Genomic DNA, 19,216 nt, shown 5'->3' with positions numbered 1-19,216 from the left:
GCCGCGATGACTGCCCGCCCCCTCACCGAAGGCGAGACCCGTATGTGCGCATCGGTGTTCGGCACTGCGATCGACTATTCGCAGGCGCGGGTCGCCAACCGCAAATGGATCTTCTTCCAGCCCTCGAACACCACGATGGCGCCGCGCGGGACGATCCATTTTCACCCGAAGAGCGGCATCTATCACGAAGATTTCAGCCAGGCGCCGCTCGGCGTACAGGGGCTCTTCGTCCACGAGATGACGCATATCTGGCAGCACCAGAAGGGGATCTTCCTGCCGCTCAGGCGCCATCCCTTCTGCCGCTACGATTACGCGCTCAAGCCCGGCCAGCCGTTCGAGAAATACGGGCTCGAGCAGCAGGCCGAGATCGTCCGCCACGCCTTCCTGCTGCGCCACCGCGCAGTCATCGCGGCGGCGCCGGCACTCGCCCAATATGAGACCTTGCTACCGTTCAGGCCGGCTTAGTCCGATTGCCTCCCCTCCCGGGAAGGGAGGCGCAACGTCCCTAAAGCCGCTTGTCGGGATCGGGCACGCGCCGTTCGCGCACTCCGCCATCGGAAGATCGCGGCGGCGGAGACGCGCGCGGTTCGGCGGGCGGCGACGAAGTCCGCGGCGGGCTGGACGCCGGCGGCGCGCTCCGCTCCGGACGTGACCACGCGCGCTCCGGTCGACCGCCACCGGCAGACGGACGTGTCGCTGGCGCCGGCGTCGCTCCATCGGCTTCGGGGCGCGGCCGGAACCAGCCCCGGCGAGGCCCCTCCGGCCGCGGCGGACGGGCGCCTTCGGGCCGATCGACGATCGGCGCCGATTGCGGACGCCCGGTGCCGCTACGCTCGGCATCGCCCCGCTCCGGGCGCGGACGCCCGCCCCAGCCGGGGCGTCGCGGCCGCTCCGCGCCGGGAACGGTGGGCGTCGCTGCCGGGGTATCGGGGCTACCCGCGGCCGGCGGATTGGGCCGGTTCGGTCGCCATCCGCCGCGCCACGGCCGCGATCCTGGCTGCCCGGCATCGGGCTGGCGGGGACGTCCGGGCTGCGCGCCGGGCGGGCGCCCGCCCTGCCCCGGCTGCCGCGGCCGATCTATGCCCGGGCGTCCGGCGCCCGGCGTGTCGGGACGGCCGGGCCGTCCGATTCCGGGTCCATGCCCGGCGCCGGGCCGGTGGAAGCGTCCCGGCGGCGGCCCCTGGAAGCCGCCTTCGCGCCAGTTGCGGAACCGTTCGGCGAGCATCCGGCGGCGCAGCCGCTCGACCGTGAGCCGGCGGCGCCACTCGGCATCGCGCACGCCGTCGCGGTGATGCCCCCAGCCGGGGTGACGACGCCGGCCTTCGTCCCACAGAGCGACGCTGCCCCAGATGATCGGGCCGGTGTCGATCCATGCCTGGCTGTCGACTTCGCGCCATTGCCGCGGCAGCATCGCGCGCAGCAATCGCCGTCCGCGCGCATAGAGTTCGGCGCCTTCGCCGAGATGTTCGGCGCCGGCCTCACGCGGCATCGCGCCGCCGTCGGGGCCATAGACGACCGCCACGGCTTCGCCTTCGAAGCCGAAGCTCATTCCCGGGCGCACCGCGAGGAACGGCCCTGCGTCGCCGGGGGCGAAATAATAGCTCTGGATTCCGTCCGCGGTTTCCTCGACGACGACGCGGTTCCCGTCCTGCAGTTCCCACGCCCAGGGCTCGGCCCCTTCGAACGCGAAGGCATGGTCGGGCGGCGCGTCGCCGATCGCTTCCCACAGCGAATCCGCGCGGTCGATGGCGGCGTAGAGGTCGGGGCTCTCGATATCGCTATACGCCGGCGGCGGCGGCGCGTCGTATCCGCCGCCGTCATAAGGCATCATGCAGGCCGACAGCGCCAGCGCGCCGCTCATCGTGCCAAGCCGCGCCGCATATCCCCAGTTCATCCCTGCCTCCCGGTTTTTCGCCTGAACGCCAGCATCTGCCCGGGGCTCTGAACAAAGGATGACTATCGCCTGCAACGAATTGACAGGAACTGTTCGGAAGCCCGCCTTGCTATTCGGCCCGGCGGAAAAGGTTGTTCTTGAGCACCTGCTCGACCCGGCGGACCAGTTCCTCGGGCTCGAACGGCTTGACCAGATAATCGTTGGCGCCCGCGCCCATCGCTTCGTCGATCATCGCCTCGCCGCCCTTGGCGGTGAGCATCAGCACCGGCGTGAGATACAGGCCGGGCAGCCGGCGCAGCGCCGTCAGGATGTCGACGCCCTGCATCCCGGGCAGTCCGCGATCGAGGATGACGAGATCGGGCTTCTTGAATGCGATCGTCTCGAACGCGAGCGTGCCGTGGTTGATCACGCCGACGATATGCCCGGCATCGCTGAGCACTTGCTGGACCAGCTCGCCGACGAGTTCGTCGTCCTCGACATAGATGATCCGTGCCATCAGCGCTTCGCCGCGAGCAATTCTTCGACCCGGAAGACCAGCTCGTCGGGATCGAAGGGCTTCTTCATATAGTCGTTGGCGCCCGCGAAGCGCGCGAGCTCCTCGTCGCGGTCGCTGCGCCGACCGGTCAGCATCAGCACCGGCAGATCGGCATATTCGGGCATCCTGCGCAGCTCCTCGACCAGCAGCACGCCCGACAGTTCGGGCATGTTGCAGTCGAGGATCACGAGGTCGGGCCGCCGCGCCTTGATGATCTTGAGGGCGTCCGCGCCGTTGCTCACCAGCCCCGCGCCGTGCCCCGCCGCGATCAGCGCGTCGCGCGCCATCTCGCCCACCAGTTCGTCGTCGTCCGCGATGATGATCCGCGCCATTCGTACCTCGCTGCTCAGCGGCGCCGCGGCGCCCGTCCGCATCATAACGCCTCGCAACCGTTTCGGGTCGCACGCCGGGATAGATCGCCCCTCTCGCCAGTTGTACTCCGCGGGTTCAAGTTGGTGATTTCCCTCTATATGTAAAACAGGAGTTTCAGGGAACTCGATGATGACGGACCCCAATCGGCGCCGGTCGCGAACGATGATCGTGGCGGTGTTTTTTCTGTTGATCTGCTGCGCCGGCTCCGGCCTCTGGCTGGCCTGGCAGAAGCAGACCGCCGAGACCTGGGTTCGCCATACCTTCGAAGTCGGCAAACGACTGTCGAAAGTCCGCATCCTCAGTCTGCGCGCCGAGATGGGGCGTCGCGGCTATCTGCTCACCGGCGACGCCGAGGAGCGTGCGATCGTCACCGAAGTGCGACGCACCCTCCCGCCGGAGGTGGACGCACTGCGCAGCGGCACGCTCGACAATCCCGATCAGGGCATCCGTGTCGCGCGGCTGGCGGCGCTCCTCAACGAACGACTCGCCAATTGCGAGCACTCGATGTGGCTGTACAGCACCGGCCGCACCGCCGAGGCGATCGAGCTCATGCGCAGCGCCGGCACCCGCGGAACCCGCGGGCGGCTGTTGCAGGTGGTCGGCGAGATCGAAGTCGAGGAGAATCGCCTGCTCACCCAGCGCCTCGAAAACGCCAATGCTCTCGAGCAGCCGGTCCAGATCGCGTTCGTCGGCAGCGCCTTCCTCGTGATCCTGCTCGCCTTGCTCGTGCTGCGCGACCGCCGCGAGCGGATGCTGACGCTGCGCGCCGCCAACGACCAGCTCGAGCAGGACATCGCCCGCCGCGAGATCGCCGAGGCGCAGCTCGCCTTGCTCGCCCAGAACGCCACCGACGCAGTGTTCCGCATCGATCTCGACGGCTTCATCACCTATGCCTCGCCCTCGACCGAGCCGGTGCTCGGCGCACCGCCCGAGCGCGCCGTCGGCGCGTCGATGGCCGCGCTCGTCCATGACGACGACAAGCCCGGGCTCTTCGAATTTTACGGCAAGCTCGTCCGCGGCGAGATCGAGCACGGCGTCTTCGCCAACCGGGTCCGCAAGCGCGCGACGCCCGATGAAGACACCTGGATCGAAGCCAATTGCGGCCTCGTCCGCGATCCGAAGACCGGTGCGCCGGTCGAAGTCATCGCCTCGCTGCGCGACGTCACCAAGCGCAAGCATCTCGAATTCGCGCTCGACATCTCGCGCGCCCGCGCCGAAGCCGCGGCCACCGCCAAGTCGAGCTTCCTCGCCAATATGAGTCACGAGATCCGCACCCCGATGAACGGCGTGCTCGGCTTTGCCGATCTCCTGCTCCACAGCGATCTCACGCCGCAGCAGGAGCGGCACGCCCAGCTGATCGCCGATTCGGGCAAGGCGATGATGCGCCTGCTCAACGACATTCTCGACATCTCGAAGATCGAGGCCGGGCAGATGCAGATCGCTCCCGAGCGCGTCGATTTCCGCCACGCTCTCCGGAACTGCGTCAAACTGATCGAGCCCGCCGCCGCGCAAAAAGGCCTGCGGGTGTGGTTCGACGTCGAACCCGAGCTGCCGATGTTCGTGGTGGTCGACGGGCTGCGCCTGCGTCAGATCGTGCTCAACCTGCTCGGCAACGCAGTCAAGTTCACCGAAGCGGGCAGCGTCTCGATCGAGGCGCGCCGCGGCTGGCACGATCGCCGCGCCAATATCGAGATCACTGTCGCCGACACCGGCATCGGCATTCCCGAGGATCGTCAGTCCGCGATCTTCGAGCAGTTCGTCCAGGCCGAGCAATCGACTGCGCGCCGCTTCGGCGGCACCGGCCTCGGCCTCGCGATCAGCAGCCACCTCGCCTCGCTGATGGGCGGTTCGCTGACGCTGACCAGCCAGCCCGGAGTGGGCACGCGCTTCACCCTGCGCGTGCCGCTGCGGCTCGCCGACCCCGCCGATGCGCATGCCGCACCGGACGAGGCGCGCGAAGAGCAGCCCGAACGCCCCTTGCGGATCCTCCTCGCCGAGGATCACGACGTCAATCAGGCGCTGGTCGAGGCGATGCTGGCCAAGCTGGGCCATGAGTCGGTGACGGTCGCCGATGGCGCCCAGGCGCGCGACACCGCAGTCGCGGCCACCGGTTCCGATCAGCCCTTCGATCTGGTGCTGATGGACGTGCAGATGCCGGTGATGGACGGCCTCGAGGCGACCCGCGCGATCCGCGAGACCGGGATCACGGCCCAGACCTTGCCGATCCTCGCACTCACCGCCAATGCCTATGCCGACGATATCGACGCGTGCATCACCGCGGGGATGCAGGCGCATGTCGCCAAGCCGGTCCAGCTCGCCGAGCTCGGCAAGGTGATCCGCCGCTGGACCCGCGCCGCACCCGCGCCGGCCGAAGCCGCGCCGGCGCCGAAGCTCACCATCTCGCCCGCTCTGCGCGAGCGCTACGAAGCCCGCAAGGCCGAGCTGCTCGCCTGCGCCGAGCGCATCGCCGCGGACCAGAGCTTCGACGACGAGTCGATCGCCGAGCTGCGCGGCCTGCTCCACAAGCTGGCCGGCTCGGCGGGCATGTTCAAGGAAGCCGCGCTCGGCGCCCGCGCCGCGGATCTCGAGGACGCGCTCGAGCAATGCGGACCGGAAGAGCGCCCGACCCGGGTGCGCGAAGTGACCGAGGCGCTGACGCGGGTGGCCTAGAGCAGGAAGTCGCTCGCCGCGAGCCCGAGGCCCGGCGTCAGCGTCGTCACTGCGATGCTGAAGTCCGCTGCGCCGTCGCCGTTCAAATCGCCCTCGACGCGCCAGCTCGCGCCCGCGCCGGTCACCCGCAACTGTCCCGCCACGCCGCCGAACCCGGCCCCGCCGATCCACGCGAACGCGGCATCCCCCGCCGCGGCGCCGTTGGCATCGATCCGGCTCAGGTCGATCAGGTCGCCGGTCGCGAAGTCCGCGATCGTGTCGCGAACGTCCAGCCCGGTCTCGCCGAACACGAAGCGGTCATTGCCTGCGCCCCCGGTGAGCACATTCGCGCCCGCGCCGCCGGCGAGCACATCGTCGAACGCCGATCCGGTCACGTTCTCGATCGACACGAGGGTGTCGACTCCCGCGCCGCGAGTCAGCTGCTCCTCGAGGATCGAGAGATCGATCTCCACCCCCGCACTCGCCAGCGCATAGCTGGCCGTGTCGGTCCCCGCCCCGCCGAAGAGGGTATCGTCGCCATCGCCGCCGTCGAGCAGATCATTGCCCTCGCCGCCCCACACGCTGTCATGGCCGGTCCCGCCGGACAACATATCGTCCCCGCCACCGCCGTTCAGCCAGTCGCTGCCGCCCCCGCCGTCGAGCGTGTTGGCGCCGGCATTGCCCGTGATCATATTGGCGAATTCGTTGCCGGTGAGCGCGATTCCCGCGGTCGACAGCGCATCGCGCGCCGCCAGCTGCTCGATCTCGCTGCCCGCGGCCAGCGCATAGCTGATATCGGTCTGAACCACGTCGGTGCCTTCGCCCTCCGCCTCCAGCACCTGCGTCGCGGCGTCCGCCACGATGACGACATCGTCGCCCGTCCCGCCGCGGATCGTATCGACGCCCGCCAGGCTGTCGATCCGGTCGTTACCCGCGCCGCCATTTATCACGTCGTCGCCCGCGCCGCCGTCCAGCGTGTCGTTGCCGCTGCCGCCGTCGAGCCGGTCGTTGCCGATCCCGCCTTCCAGCCGATCGTTGCCGCCGGCGCCGAGCAGGATGTCGTCGCCCCCGAAACCGCGGATCGTGTCGTCGCCGTCGGCACCGGCGAGCTGGCCCGGATAATCTATCGTCGGATCATAGGCGAAGGCGTCATCGATCGTCATGCCCTGCGGCGCGAACAGCGGATTGGCGACGCCCAGATTATAAGCAGAGAGGTTCGCCGCGACCACGTTCCGCAGCTCGATCAGCGCGCCGGTGGCGGCGATCCGGATATAGGTGCTGCCGCGATCTCCCACGATGGTCAATGCGCCGGTGCCGAACGGATCGGCACCATAGGCGCTCAGATCGAGCACGTCGCCCGCTTCGCCCGCGCTCATCCCGATCACCGTCAATCCGCCCGTGGCCTCGATCTTCACCACATCCTGGCCGGTTCCCGAAAACTCGGTCATGTGGAGGAAGATGCCGCTCCCCGAAATCCAGGCCTTGTCGCTGCCGGAACCCAGCATGACATGGCCGCTGGTGAAGCCGCGGACGGTCACCTCGTCGTCGCCGTCGTCGCCGCTGACCGTGACGGCCCCGGTTCCGGTGGCGTAGATCACGTCGTCGCCGGCCTCCCCCACGAGCCAGCTGTGATTCCGGCCATCGAGGATCCGCAGCCGATCGTTCCCCTCGCCGCCGAACAGATTGAACTCGCCGTTGATCGCAGTGATCAGGTCGTCGCCATAGCCGCCGTCCAGCCATTCGGCCGGGTCGAAGGCGGCCCCCGTTGCGGTGATCACATCGTCGCCGTCGTCGCCGGAGACGGAGTCGTTGCCCAGGCCGCCGTCGAGCACGTCGTTTCCATAGCCACCATGGATCACGTCGGTTCCCGCGCCGCCGAGGATATGGTCGTCGTCGTCGTTGCCATTGAGCACGTCGTTGCCGCCGCGGCCATCGATCGTGTCGTTGCCTTCGCCGCCGTCGAGATAATCCACTCCGTCGGTGCCGGTGATGACGTTCGCCGCCTCGTCGTTCGGCGGAAGCTGACCGACGATTTTCAATATGCCCGGTGTCGGCGAAGTCTCGGCGAGCACGAAGGCGCCGTTGGTGATCAGGAGGATGCTGTCCGCCACCATGTCGCCGTCGGCATCGCCGAGCAAAGCGGTCAGCCCCCTTCCGGAGACATAGCGGAACTCCCCTCCGGCGCCGGTGAACTCGCGGCCGCCGATGAAGCTGCCATTGGGCGCGAGCCCGGTCACCTGGATCGTGTCGTCGGCGCCCAGATCGGTGATCGTGCCGGAAAGCGCAGCGACGCCCGCGAACGAGAACAGGTCGGCGCCGCCGCCGCCGGTCCACAGGTCGCCGGTTCCGTTCGCGGCACTGGTCACCGAGAAGACATCCGCGCCGGTACCGCCTTTGGCGATGTCCGCCGCATTGCTCAGCAGAAAGCTCAGCCCGACCATGCTCGCCGACGCGTCGACGTTCAGCCCGCTGCCGGCGCGGGCCGCGACCTCGATCGTCTCCATGTTGCGCACGCCGAGGCTCGGCCCGCCGGCCTGGGCGAGCACCGTCGCCCCGCCGGACTGGGTCACCAGAACGGCGTTGGCATTGGCGGCATTGTCGGTGGTGAAGACGACGCGATCATTGCCGCCACCGCCGTCGACGGTCCCCGATCCGCCGCCGACCAGAAACAGGTCGGCGCCGCCGCTGCCGGTCAAGGCATGCGTTCCGGCCCGCACGTTGACGGTCAGCGCCGCGCCGGTCAGCGTGCTCGCGTCCAGCGTGACGTCGCTGCCCGTCCAATCGAATAGACGTACCTGCTCGACCGCCGTGAAGCTCGTGTCGATCGCACCGGAGGCATCGGTCAACCGGCCCGTAGTGACAGTATAGCCATGCGGCCCGGCTGCCAGCGCCAGATCCTGCGCGACGAGCTCTACGGCATCGATTCCCGCACCTCCATCGACAGTGTCGATGCCCTTGCTCACCTTGATCGCATCCATCCCGCCCAGCGCGAAGATATCGTCGTCCCCGGTGCTGCCGAAGAGTATCTCTCCGGCGTTGGTGCCGGTGATCACATTGGCGGCGACCTGCAGCATCTTCGAGCCGGCGGAGGTCTCGCGCAGCATCGTCGCACGGTTGGAGAACGTCAGCACGCTGTCGCCTACGCCATCGCCATTGGCGTCGCCGATCAGCTGGGTCTGCCCCGCGGTCATCGTGTAGCGGATCTCGCCGGCGACGCCGCTGAACGCCGCCGTGCCGATGAAGCGCGCGTTGCCGATCAGATGCAGGTCGATCTGGTCGCCCCGGGAGAAATCGGTGATCGTCGCGCCGGCCAGCCCTGCGAACGTCCAGAAAGTGAACCAGTCATTGCCGCCGCCGCCGGTGAACACGTCACCCGCACCCAGCCCGTCCCATTTCGAGTCGATCTGATTGGCTCCGGTGCTGCCGATGATCGAGTCCGCGGCAGCGGTCCCGGAGAAGCCGATCGCGCGCGACACCGCCGATGCGTCGACGCGCAGCGCGCCTCCCGTCCCGACAATGTCGAGCTTTTCGAAATTCCGCCCCGTCAGGCTGGCGCTGCCCGCCTGGCTGAGCGTCGTCACGCCTCCTGCCTCGGTCACGAACAGCGTATTGCCGTTGGTCGAATTGTCGCGCTCGACCCATAGCCAGTCGTCGCCGGCGCCGCCGTCGAAGGCGCCGCCGCCGCCGCGAACCGAGATCTGGTCGTTGCCCGCGCCGCTCTTCACATCGTGTGCGCCGGCCCACACCACTGCCTCGACCCTGATTGTGCCGACGGCACTGGCATCGACCGTCACGTTGCCGGTGCGGTCGTCCAGCGAGATCATTTCGATTCCGGTGAAGCTGGTGTCGAGCGCACCCGAAGCGTCGGTCAATTTGTCCGCGGTGATCGTGTAGTGACGCGGCCCCGCCGCCAGGCCGATCCGGGCGGCGTAGACGTCGAGCCAGTCGTTTCCGGCGCCGCCGTCGACCACATCGCGGCCACGGGTCGCGAAGATCGAGTCGAGGCCGCCGAGCGCCATGATCGTGTCGTCGCCGACAGTCCCGTCGATCGTGTCGGAGCCCTCGGTGCCATAGACGACGAGGCCGTCGAGCATGTCCAGATTATAGGGCGTCAGCTCGGCTGCATTGGTGTTCTCGAAGATGACGTAGGGGACATAGCCTTTGCCGTCCCTGAAGAAGTCCACCTCCAGGACCGCCGAGGTCCCGCTTTGCACGAGCCGGAGATAGCCCGTGGCGAACGGATTCGTCGCCGGATCCCATCCGTCCAGAACCTTCGCCACATGATGGCGGAACTCCAGTCGCTCGCCGCCGTCGCCGGCCACGAAATCCGCCAGCACGATGGTGCCGGTGATGAAGCCATAGCCCGAGGGGTAGAAATCCAGCCGAACCGTATCCGTCCCGGCGCCGAGATTCACATTGGCCGAGCCCCGCTCGACCTCGAGATAGACCAGGTCAGCTCCGGCTCCGGCGCTGACATCGACATGGCTCTCGCTGTACAGCGAAACGCCGATCCGATCGTCGCCGTCGCCGCCGTCGAGATAGCTGGTGCCGGTCTCTCCATGGACCCCGTGGTACATATTGATATCGTCGTTGCCGCCCTCGCCGTAGAGGGAGTTGCCGCCACTGTCGCCGTCGCCGATAATGTCGTCGTCTGCGCCGCCCCGAAGCATGTCGGCGCCCTTGCCGCCGTAGATATAATCGCGCCCGGCGCCACCTTCGACAACGTCGTCGCCCATCCCGCCTTCGATAGTATCATTGCCGTCGCCGCCGAAGATCCGATCGGCGCCCGCGCGGCCGTCGATCTCGTCGATTCCGGCCTCGCCGCGGATTTCGTCGTCACCGACCGTACCGGTCAGCACGTCGTTCGCGCCTGTCCCGGTCAGCGTTTGCCCCGGGGGTACGCTGCCGTCCGGCGCGTAACCACTGAAATTGGCCGCCGTGAAATCCGCCGCGACCGCATTCTCGAAACGGAAAAGCGTCTGGTAGCCGTCGGCACCGCCATTGATGTCGACTTGGAGCAGGCTGTCCGATCCGCTCTGGGTCAGCCGCGCATGTCCCGATCCGAACGGATTGCTGTTCTGGTCCCAGTCGATCAGGTTTATTGGCAGGACGGCCGTCCAGTCGAGTACGTCGCCGGCATCGCCCGCGGCGAAATCGCGTACGACCATCGTCGTTGGCTGGTCATAGCCGGACCAGTTCAGGAAGGACCGCAGGTTCCCAAGCCAAATTGTGTCCCGCCCGCTGCCGAGCCTGATGTCCGCATTGAACCCCGAACCGGCGATTTCGACGCGATCGTCTCCTATGCCCCCATCGATAACCACCTGGGTTATGGCAGTGCGGTAGGAATTCGAGCCGACATCGAAGTGGATGGTATCATTGCCGTCCCCGCCGTTGAGCGCCAGGCTGGCGCCCGATTCCAGGTCCGAGCGGTAGATGCGCAGCGTATCGTTGCCCCTCCCGCCGTTCAGCGTGTCCGAGCCGCCCGCCGCATTGAGATTCCCCATATCGTCGAGCCAGTCGTCGTCGTCGCCGCCGTTGAGGATATCGTCGCCGACGCCGCCGTTGAGCACGTCGTGGCCGGCGCCGCCGTTGAGGACATCATTGCCCAGTCCGCCCTTGATGACGTCGTCGCCGCCCTCCCCGAGGATCCAGTCATCCCCGTCGGTGCCGTTCAACGTGTCGTCGCCATTGGTGCCGGTGATGTTCGCCACGAATCCCCCCTCGCTTCCGGAACCGGAAAACGCGTTCAACCTGCTTTACTGGGGGAGTGCGATCCGAGGTCTCGCCCGATGGTACGCCGCCGTCCGGATGCTTTCCGTGATGGCGGATCCTTATCTCGCGCATCTTCGTTTCGCCCGCAAGCACTTCGATGCGACAGTTACGAGGCCGCTCGTCCCGGACGGGCACGGCCGCAGCACTTGTTTCGCCGCGCCGCGCTTCCCAGATGCAGCTTGCGCGTTGACCTCCGGAACGTGCTCCTTATACTCGGAACATAACTGGAACGGTCAGGCCTCCGTATGCTTACTCACATCTCCGTCCGCGGCGCGCGCGAGCATAATCTCAAGGGTGTCGACATCGACATCCCGCGCGATACCCTGACGGTCATCACCGGCCTGTCGGGCAGCGGCAAGTCGAGCCTCGCCTTCGACACCATCTATGCCGAGGGTCAGCGCCGCTATGTCGAATCGCTCTCGGCCTATGCGCGGCAGTTCCTCGAGCTGATGCAGAAGCCCGACGTCGATCATATCGAGGGCCTCAGCCCCGCCATCTCGATCGAACAGAAGACCACCAGCCGCAATCCGCGCTCGACGGTCGCGACGGTCACCGAGATCTACGATTATATGCGCCTGCTCTGGGCGCGCGTCGGCATTCCGTACAGCCCGACGACCGGCCTCCCCATCGCCGCGCAGACCGTGTCGCAGATGGTCGACCGCGTCCTGACGCTCCCGAGGGCACGCGCTTGCTCCTGCTCGCTCCGGTCGTGCGCGGCCGCAAGGGCGAGTATAAGAAAGAGCTCGCCGAGTGGCAGAAGGCCGGCTTCCAGCGCGTCCGCATCGACGGCGAGACGTATCTGATCGAAGACGCGCCGACGCTCGACAAGAAGTACAAGCACGACATTGAAGTCGTCGTGGACCGCCTCGTCGTCGGTGGCGACATCGCCACGCGGCTGGCCGAGAGCTTCGAACAGGCGCTCAAGCTCGCCGAGGGCCTCGCTTATGTCGACCTCGTCGACGCCGTCGCCCCGGGACGCGAGAACGATACGCAGGACGCCGGCGCGATGAAGAATGCCGGGATTCCGGCCAACCGCATCGTCTTCTCCGAGAAGTTCGCCTGCCCCGTCTCCGGCTTCACCATCGCCGAGATCGAGCCGCGGCTGTTCTCGTTCAACGCCCCGCAGGGCGCCTGCCCGGCATGCGACGGCCTCGGCGAGAAACTGGTGTTCGACGAGGACCTCGTCGTCCCCAATCACGATCTGACGATCAAGAAGGGCGCGATCGTCCCCTGGGCCAAGTCCAACCCGCCCAGCCCCTATTACATGCAGGTGCTCGGCAGCCTCGCCCGCGAATTCGGCTTCAGCCTCGACACAAAATGGGCGGACCTGCCCGAGGAGCATCGCTACGCCATCCTCCACGGCACCCGCGGCAAGCCCGTCACGCTCACCTTCGTCGACGGCCGCAAGTCCTACGACGTCAAGAAGCCGTTCGAAGGCGTAATCGGCAACCTCAACCGCCGCATGCTCCAGACCGAGTCCGCATGGATGCGCGAGGAGCTCAGCAAATACCAGGCCTCGCACCCCTGCGAAGTCTGCGAAGGCGCCCGCCTCAAGCCCGAGGCGCTGGCGGTCAAGGTCGCGATGCGCGACATCTCGAGCGTCACTTGCCTGTCGGTGGTCGACGCGCTCGCTTTCTTCGCCACCCTCCCCGCCCAGCTCACGCCGCAGAGCAAGGAGATCGCCCGCGCGATCCTCAAGGAGATCGACGAGCGGCTCGGCTTCCTCAACAATGTCGGGCTCGACTATCTCAACCTCAACCGCACCAGCGGCACGCTGTCGGGCGGCGAATCGCAGCGCATCCGCCTCGCCTCGCAGATCGGCTCGGGCCTGTCGGGCGTGCTCTACGTCCTCGACGAGCCGAGCATCGGCCTCCACCAGCGCGACAACGACATGCTCTTGAAGACGCTCCGGCGCCTCCGCGATCTCGGCAACACCGTGATCGTCGTCGAGCATGACGAGGACGCGATCCGCACCGCCGATTACGTCATCGACATGGGCCCAGGCGCCGGCGTCCATGGCGGCGAGATCGTCGCGCACGGCACGCTCGAGCATGTCCTCGCCTGCGAGACCAGCATCACCGCCGACTATCTCACCGGCCGCCGCGAGGTCCCGCTCCCCGCAAAGCGCCGCAAGGGATCGGGCAAGAAGCTCACTGTCCACAACGCCACCGCGAACAACCTGACCGGCGTCACCGCCAGCATCCCGCTCGGCACCTTCACCTGCATCACCGGCGTCTCGGGCTCGGGCAAGTCGAGCTTCACGATCGACACGCTCTACGCCGCCGCCGCGCGCCAGCTGAACGGCGCGCGCATCCTCGCCGGCAAGCACGACAAGATCTCGGGCCTCGAGCATCTCGACAAGGTGATCGACATCGATCAGTCCCCCATCGGCCGCACCCCGCGCAGCAACCCCGCCACCTATACCGGCGCCTTCACCCAGATCCGCGACTGGTTCGCCGGCCTCCCCGAGAGCCAGGCGCGCGGCTACAAGCCCGGCCGCTTCAGCTTCAACGTCAAGGGCGGCCGCTGCGAGGCGTGCACCGGCGACGGGCTGCTCAAGATCGAGATGCACTTCCTCCCCGACGTCTACGTCACTTGCGACGTCTGCCACGGCCAGCGCTACAATCGCGAGACCCTCGAAGTGAAGTTCAAGGGCAAGAGCATCGCCGACGTGCTCGACATGACCGTCGAGGACGCCTTCGAATTCTTCAAGGCGGTTCCGCCGATCCGCGACAAGATGGCGATGCTCGCCGAAGTCGGCCTCGGCTATGTCAAGGTCGGCCAGCAGGCGACGACGCTCAGCGGCGGCGAGGCGCAGCGCGTCAAGCTCGCCAAGGAACTCGCCCGCCGCGCCACCGGCCAGACGCTCTACATCCTCGACGAGCCCACCACCGGCCTGCATTTCGAGGACGTCCGCAAACTCCTCGAAGTGCTCCACGCCTTGGTCGAGCAGGGCAACACCGTGGTGGTGATCGAGCACAATCTCGACGTCATCAAAACCGCCGACTGGATCCTCGACCTCGGCCCCGAGGGCGGCGTCAAGGGCGGCGAGGTCGTCGCCGAGGGCACCCCCGAGGTGGTGGCGAAGGAGCCGCGCAGCTTTACCGGGCGCTATCTGGCGCCGCTGCTCAAGCCGCGCAAGGAAGCCAAACAGGCGGTAGCGGCGGAATAGTCTCCCTCTCCCCTCGTGGGAGAGGGAAGGGGCCCGCGCCGAAGGCGTGGGAAGGGTGAGGGGGACGAACCGGGATGACCGAGCCAACCGACTACCGCCCCGAATTCATCGCCGCGCTCCGCCTGTTCGCACGCATCAGCCAGACGCTCCACGAACGCCGCCTGCCCCGCCCGATCCTCGTCGGCGGTGCCGCGGCCGAGCTTTGGTCGACCAGCGCAGTCACCACCGGCGATTTCGACATCTGCACCTCCGTCCAGCCCGAACTGGAGGAGGCGATGCGCCGCGAGAACTTCGTCCGCCCTTCGGGCGCCGGGCAACTGCTACGGGGATGGGTTCATCCCGAACTGAAACTCGGCTTCGAAATCGTCGCCAACGTGCCGATGGACGGTAATGTCGACGCCGCGCACATCCGCCTCGTCCAGGCGATCGGCGAGACCGCCTTGTTCCGGGTGATCTCGGTCGAGGATCTGATCGCCGACCGCATGGGTCAATATGCCTCGGGCACCGCGCCGGATCGGCTCGAACAGGCGCAATTGCTGCTCGCCCTTCATCCCGACGTCGATCTCGACTATCTTGATCGCCGGATATGCGAGGAAAGCGGTGGTGACTTCGGAATCGAAGACGTCAGGCGATAAGCCCGAACAGCCGGTCATAGACCTGGCCGAACTCGGCGCGCGCATCGCCGAACGCCGCGCCGCGCTAGGCGTCGGCGACCTCCCCCGCAACAGCGGCAAGCGCCGCACGCCGAGCAAGAAGGCGCTGCTGGCCGCGATCGAGGCTGCCGGCGGGAAGTGGTGAGCGAGCGCAATCAGCCCGCAGCGAAGGCCGGAGTCATCAAGACCACGGATTGGACCCTCGCCCTCGCCCCCGAGGGCGGCGTCAAGGGCGAGGAGATCGTCGCGCAGGCCACGCCGGAAGTGATGGCGAAGGAGTCGCGGAGCTTTACGGGGCAAGTACCTTGCACCGACGCTGAACCGGGGAAAGGGACGAGTGGGCGGTGCCTGCGGAGCTATCTCGAAAGCCCCAGCCAATCGCGGAGACAGGTTGAGGCCACGCTCCTGTATTGTGGAAATCGGCGGCGAGGCACGAAGAACCGTTTCGCAGAAATGTGATCTGACAAGTAGCAAAATATCTCGGGTTCGTCTTGTAATGGGCCGAGCCGCAGTCAATAATCTCGCGCCATGAAACAAGCGCTTTCACTTTTTCTTGCCTTTAATATCTTTCTTTCGCCTACCATGGCGAATGAGGCTCATCTACCTGAGTTAGCAGCGTCATCGCGGAGCAGTGCCCCCGTCAAATCGGCCCCGACCTCCCCTGAACAGATGCCTTTATCGTATCGCGAAGCTATCATTTCAGCAAAGGAGGAAATTTCCTCTTCCAGCCACGATAGGCTTGAAATCCTAATTGGTCTGTTTGGCCTATTGCTCACTATTCTAGTCATTGGCTTCGGATTTCGCACCGAAAAGGCAGCCGCAAAAGCTGCCCAAGCGGAAATCGCCGATCGACGCAAAGAGATTGATGCAATAATCGATTCTGCCAAAGCTGCCGCCACTTTGGCCCTCAAAGCGGCGGATGCCGCTCAGCAAGCAGCGACCAGCGCTGGTGACCATGCAGCCTCGGTTGAAGCCCAAGCTCAGGAGGCGGCGGAAAGAATGACCGCCTTGAGAGAGGCCGCAAAAGATATTCCTCCCAAAATTTCTCCTTTGGAAATCATTGATACGAATCCTAATAAGGCAAGATCTCTAGATGATATATTTAGACTGACTGCATTGGCAGAGAGAGCAAAAAATTGGGAGCTATATGCTAATCTAAACAAAGAAATAATTTCACATCCGGACACTGAAATGGCGTCCAAAGCTACAGCTTTATTTAATCTAGGTCTTTCTTTCGGAAAAATTGGCAAAACTGATCAAGAAATTGAGACATACAGCAGAGTAATTGAAAATTATTCAGATTATGAAGATGATGATATTCAAGATACCGTTGCTCGATCGTTAATATATAGATCGCTGTCATTCGGCATAAAAGAGAATTTTGTTAAAGAAGTTGCCGGTTATAATGAAGTCATAGAAAGATACGAAAATTCATCTGCCGAGCTGAAGAAGTACGCAGGAGAGGCCTATTATTGGAAAGCAGCCTTAGCTGCCGAAAATGGAAAAGTACGCGAAGTAATTGGATTTCTTAAGAAATCTTCCGCACTTGGTTATAAGCTAGATATCCAAGATTTGGAGAAACAAGCTTTTTTTGGACCCGTCCTCAAAAGCCCGTCCTACATAAAGTTTTGCGAAACTCTACGTCAGGCGTAGAGTTTCGGCGCCGAAAGCCGGCATATCTCTGACTCTTTGCGTCTTCGTGTCTTTGCGTGAATCAATCTTCTTCGTCACCCCGGACTTGTTCCGCGGCCAGCGACCGACAAGCGCTCCAGCTTCCCCCCAGCCCCAACGGTGGATCCCGGCCCAAGGCCAGGATGACGGACGTCGCCGGCGCATGTTGCCTATGAGCCACGCCTCTCCCAAAAAAAGAACAAATAACGAACAAACCCCTTTCCTACAGCCCCCGTTCCGGCATATCTGGCGAGTCCTCCGAGTCGAACACAGGGGACCCAGCCATGAACGCCCAGACCCAGATCCTGCCCGACGAGCCCGCAAGTTTCGATCACGCCGAATTCCACGGCTTCGCCCCGCCGCCCGGCTGCACCCGCCACGATGGCTGGACGCCCGACAAGCAGCGCCGCTTCCTCGAAGCGCTGTCCGAAGGGCACAATGTCCTCCAGTGCTGCGCGATCGTCGGCCTGTCGAAGCAATCGGCTTATGCGCTGCGCGCCTCCCCGCGCGGGGCCGGCTTCGCGCTCGGCTGGGAGGCGGCGGTGCTCAAGGCGCGCGACGCGCTCGCCGACAATCTGATGGACCGCGCCTTCAACGGCGTCCGCGACATGGTCACCCGCGACGACGGCAGCATCGTCACCCGCCACCGCCACGACAATCGCCACGCAATGGCGGTGCTCAACCGGCTCGATCGCATGGCCGGTGTCGCCGAGGGTACCGCCGCCGCGCGGCTGGTCGCCGCCGACTTCGCCCAATATCTCGAGATGATCGAACGCGATGGCGGCCCGGCCCGCGCGGCCGTGTTCGTCGACGCGCGGATGAAGCCCGCCGGCGCGGAGGATCTCGCGCCGATCCGCGCGCTCGCCCGCGCCGATCGCTGGCTGCGCACCCATACCGACCTCGCCGATCCGGTGGAAACCGCCGATCTCGATCCCGCCGCCCGCGCCGGCTGGACCGCCGAACAATGGCTTCGCGCCGAGGCCGCCGGGCTGGTCGCGCTCGCCCCCGAGCCCGCCGAAAAGCGCCAGACGAGTCAAGCGAGTCAAGCAGCGAGTCAATCGGCGGACGTCGCCGACCTGCCCGAGGACGAGGACGACCCGGTCTGGTGGGACGCGTGCAGCGACGGCTGGCGCACGCGGTTTCCGCCGGCCGAGGATTTCGATGGCGAGGAGGACGGCGACTTTGGCGACGAAGGCTATTCGCGCGGCTTGAGCACCAGCGAACTGGCAGCCTTCCTGGAGGTCGACCACGCCGCGATCGCCGAACGCGCGATCGCCGAGGGCCGCGAGCGCGACCTCTTCTTCGGCTTCATCGCCGAGGCCATCGCCGAGGTCGCCGGATCCGCGCCCGCCCCCGCGCCGGACGGCCCGCCCGAGCCCCCGGCCAACGAACCGCCCGCGCCGTCGGACAGTCGGGGCAAGAAACGCCGCCAATCGCGCGCCGCCGTGCATATCGCGGCCGGCTCGTGCGTTGAGCCCCTGTCCGCGCAACCGCGCGCTCGCACAGGAGCATTCGCCATGAGCATTTTCGGCAGCATCAAGGACGCCATTTTCGGCCACAAGGCCGCCGCCGCGCCCGCCGCCCCCAGCCAGGCGCCCGCCGGCCAGACCACAGCCCCGGCGATGCCGCAGATGCAGGAGACCGCGGCTGCCGCGCCCGCCGCGGCCCCCGCCGGCCCGGTCGATGTCGAGAATGTGCTGATGGTCTTCGAGACCGAGCGCGGCACTTCGGATCTCAACTGGCGCACGTCGATCGTCGACCTGATGAAGCTGATCGGGCTCGATTCGAGCCTCGACAACCGCAAGGCGCTCGCCACCGAGCTCGGCTATAGCGGCGAGAAGGACGGGTCGGCCGAAATGAATCTCTGGCTGCACAAGGCAGTGATGCAGGAGCTGGCCAAAAATGGCGGCAATGTCCCCGCCAGCCTCAAGGACTGACGCCGGGGGGTCGGGCAAGCCCCTTCTACGTCACCCCGGCCTCGTGCCGGGGTCCACCGTGCCACGCGGGAAGGAGCGGAGGCTCGACGCCTTCACCTGCCCCGCGCGGTCGCCCCTTCGACCACCCACGAGGCCGTTATTGAAACATTAACCCTGCCACCCTATCTAGCATTCAGGCGCCCGCAGCATTGCGGCTGTTCCCCCCGCGAAAATGGGACGGAACCGCGGCGCCTTTCGCCCTTTACGCAGCACGGCATTGCAACAGGCCATCGGCTTCGTCGCATCCCCGCCGGCATTCCGTCGGTCGCTGCAGCCGGGGCGGTTCGAACACCCTACAGGAAATAGAATGAACTTTTTCTCGCATATCCAGGATACCCAGATCACTCGCGGCGCGCACAAGGCGTTCGACGCCTTCATCCCCGTTCACCGCCGCCTCTTCCCGATCGAGCAGTGCCCGCGCGAAGTCGCCCGTGCCGCCGTCCGCGAAGTGCTCGGCTGAGCTTGTGCCGGGGCGCGGCGGCATCGTCGCGCGCCCGAAACAAAGTTAAGCTGCTGAAATCC

11 protein-coding genes and 1 pseudogene are annotated in these 19,216 nt (G+C 66.2%); 8 read left to right on the top strand and 4 right to left on the bottom strand.

Translation table 11 applies throughout. The annotated features are described in order from the left end of the window. Positions 1–6 precede the first annotated feature (6 nt). Positions 7–465, top strand: a complete 459-nt coding sequence (locus CVN68_RS20230) for a vgr related protein (protein WP_100283785.1) — start codon at positions 7–9, stop codon at positions 463–465. A gap of 40 nt (positions 466–505) precedes the next feature. Here the strand turns inward: CVN68_RS20230 and CVN68_RS20225 are convergent, their stop codons facing one another. The 3 genes from CVN68_RS20225 to CVN68_RS20215 form a co-directional block, all read right to left on the bottom strand. Then, positions 506–1,894, bottom strand: coding sequence for a hypothetical protein (locus CVN68_RS20225; RefSeq protein WP_100283784.1), 1,389 nt, complete (start codon positions 1,892–1,894; stop codon positions 506–508). Positions 1,895–2,003: 109 nt separating this feature from the next. Continuing rightward, on the bottom strand, positions 2,004–2,390 hold the full coding sequence (locus CVN68_RS20220) for a response regulator transcription factor (protein WP_100283783.1): 387 nt from the start codon (positions 2,388–2,390) through the stop codon (positions 2,004–2,006). Then, positions 2,390–2,803 carry a response regulator gene (locus CVN68_RS20215; RefSeq protein ID WP_233503453.1) on the bottom strand — a complete coding sequence of 138 codons (414 nt, stop codon included), beginning with the start codon at positions 2,801–2,803 and terminating at the stop codon, positions 2,390–2,392. Before CVN68_RS20215 ends, CVN68_RS20220 begins: the two co-directional genes overlap by 1 nt. Before the next feature lie 127 nt (positions 2,804–2,930). Between CVN68_RS20215 and CVN68_RS20210 the strand changes: the two genes are divergently transcribed. Further along, the gene (locus tag CVN68_RS20210) at positions 2,931–5,471 is read left to right on the top strand and encodes an ATP-binding protein (RefSeq protein WP_158298991.1); all 2,541 of its coding nucleotides are present in this window, start codon (positions 2,931–2,933) and stop codon (positions 5,469–5,471) included. Here CVN68_RS20210 and CVN68_RS23485 read toward each other — a convergent pair. Further along, positions 5,468–11,161 (bottom strand): calcium-binding protein, encoded by a 5,694-nt coding sequence (locus CVN68_RS23485; protein WP_158298990.1) that lies wholly within the window; start codon positions 11,159–11,161, stop codon positions 5,468–5,470. The genes CVN68_RS20210 and CVN68_RS23485 overlap by 4 nt on opposite strands. A gap of 306 nt (positions 11,162–11,467) precedes the next feature. Here CVN68_RS23485 and uvrA point away from each other — a divergent pair. From uvrA to CVN68_RS23475, 6 genes and pseudogenes are all read left to right on the top strand, one after another. Then, positions 11,468–14,394 (top strand): annotated as a pseudogene (uvrA, locus tag CVN68_RS20200) (excinuclease ABC subunit UvrA). 74 nt (positions 14,395–14,468) lie between these two features. Beyond that, positions 14,469–15,029, top strand: a complete 561-nt coding sequence (locus CVN68_RS20195; protein ID WP_100283781.1) for a hypothetical protein — start codon at positions 14,469–14,471, stop codon at positions 15,027–15,029. Next, entirely contained in the window at positions 14,998–15,192 is a 195-nt protein-coding gene (locus tag CVN68_RS20190) for a hypothetical protein (RefSeq protein ID WP_158298989.1), read from the top strand. The genes CVN68_RS20195 and CVN68_RS20190 overlap by 32 nt, the downstream gene beginning before the upstream one ends. Before the next feature lie 383 nt (positions 15,193–15,575). After that, positions 15,576–16,700, top strand: a complete 1,125-nt coding sequence (locus CVN68_RS23480) for a tetratricopeptide repeat protein (protein ID WP_158298988.1) — start codon at positions 15,576–15,578, stop codon at positions 16,698–16,700. Between the two features lie 302 nt (positions 16,701–17,002). Beyond that, the gene (locus CVN68_RS24360) at positions 17,003–18,655 is read left to right on the top strand and encodes a DUF3597 domain-containing protein (protein WP_324870548.1); all 1,653 of its coding nucleotides are present in this window, start codon (positions 17,003–17,005) and stop codon (positions 18,653–18,655) included. Between the two features lie 346 nt (positions 18,656–19,001). Next, complete coding sequence (locus CVN68_RS23475; RefSeq protein ID WP_158298987.1) at positions 19,002–19,154, top strand: hypothetical protein; 153 nt, start codon at positions 19,002–19,004, stop codon at positions 19,152–19,154. The last annotated feature ends 62 nt before the right edge of the window (positions 19,155–19,216 follow it).

The sequence above is a fragment of the Sphingomonas psychrotolerans genome (assembly GCF_002796605.1).
GTDB lineage: Bacteria > Pseudomonadota > Alphaproteobacteria > Sphingomonadales > Sphingomonadaceae > Sphingomonas > Sphingomonas psychrotolerans.
Note: the sequence above shows the minus strand (reverse complement) of the source record. Positions and strands in the feature narration are given on the sequence as shown.

Excerpts from the sequence above, each read along its gene's own strand:
- CVN68_RS20230 (WP_100283785.1), top strand. The coding sequence starts at position 7 with ATGACTGCCCGCCCCCTCACCGAAGGCGAGACCCGTATGTGCGCATCG.
- CVN68_RS20225 (WP_100283784.1), bottom strand. The coding sequence starts at position 1,894 with ATGAACTGGGGATATGCGGCGCGGCTTGGCACGATGAGCGGCGCGCTG.
- CVN68_RS20220 (WP_100283783.1), bottom strand. The coding sequence starts at position 2,390 with ATGGCACGGATCATCTATGTCGAGGACGACGAACTCGTCGGCGAGCTG.
- CVN68_RS20215 (WP_233503453.1), bottom strand. The coding sequence starts at position 2,803 with ATGCGGACGGGCGCCGCGGCGCCGCTGAGCAGCGAGGTACGAATGGCG.
- CVN68_RS20210 (WP_158298991.1), top strand. The coding sequence starts at position 2,931 with ATGACGGACCCCAATCGGCGCCGGTCGCGAACGATGATCGTGGCGGTG.
- CVN68_RS20195 (WP_100283781.1), top strand. The coding sequence starts at position 14,469 with ATGACCGAGCCAACCGACTACCGCCCCGAATTCATCGCCGCGCTCCGC.
- CVN68_RS23480 (WP_158298988.1), top strand. The coding sequence starts at position 15,576 with ATGAAACAAGCGCTTTCACTTTTTCTTGCCTTTAATATCTTTCTTTCG.
- CVN68_RS24360 (WP_324870548.1), top strand. The coding sequence starts at position 17,003 with ATGAACGCCCAGACCCAGATCCTGCCCGACGAGCCCGCAAGTTTCGAT.
- CVN68_RS23475 (WP_158298987.1), top strand. The coding sequence starts at position 19,002 with ATGAACTTTTTCTCGCATATCCAGGATACCCAGATCACTCGCGGCGCG.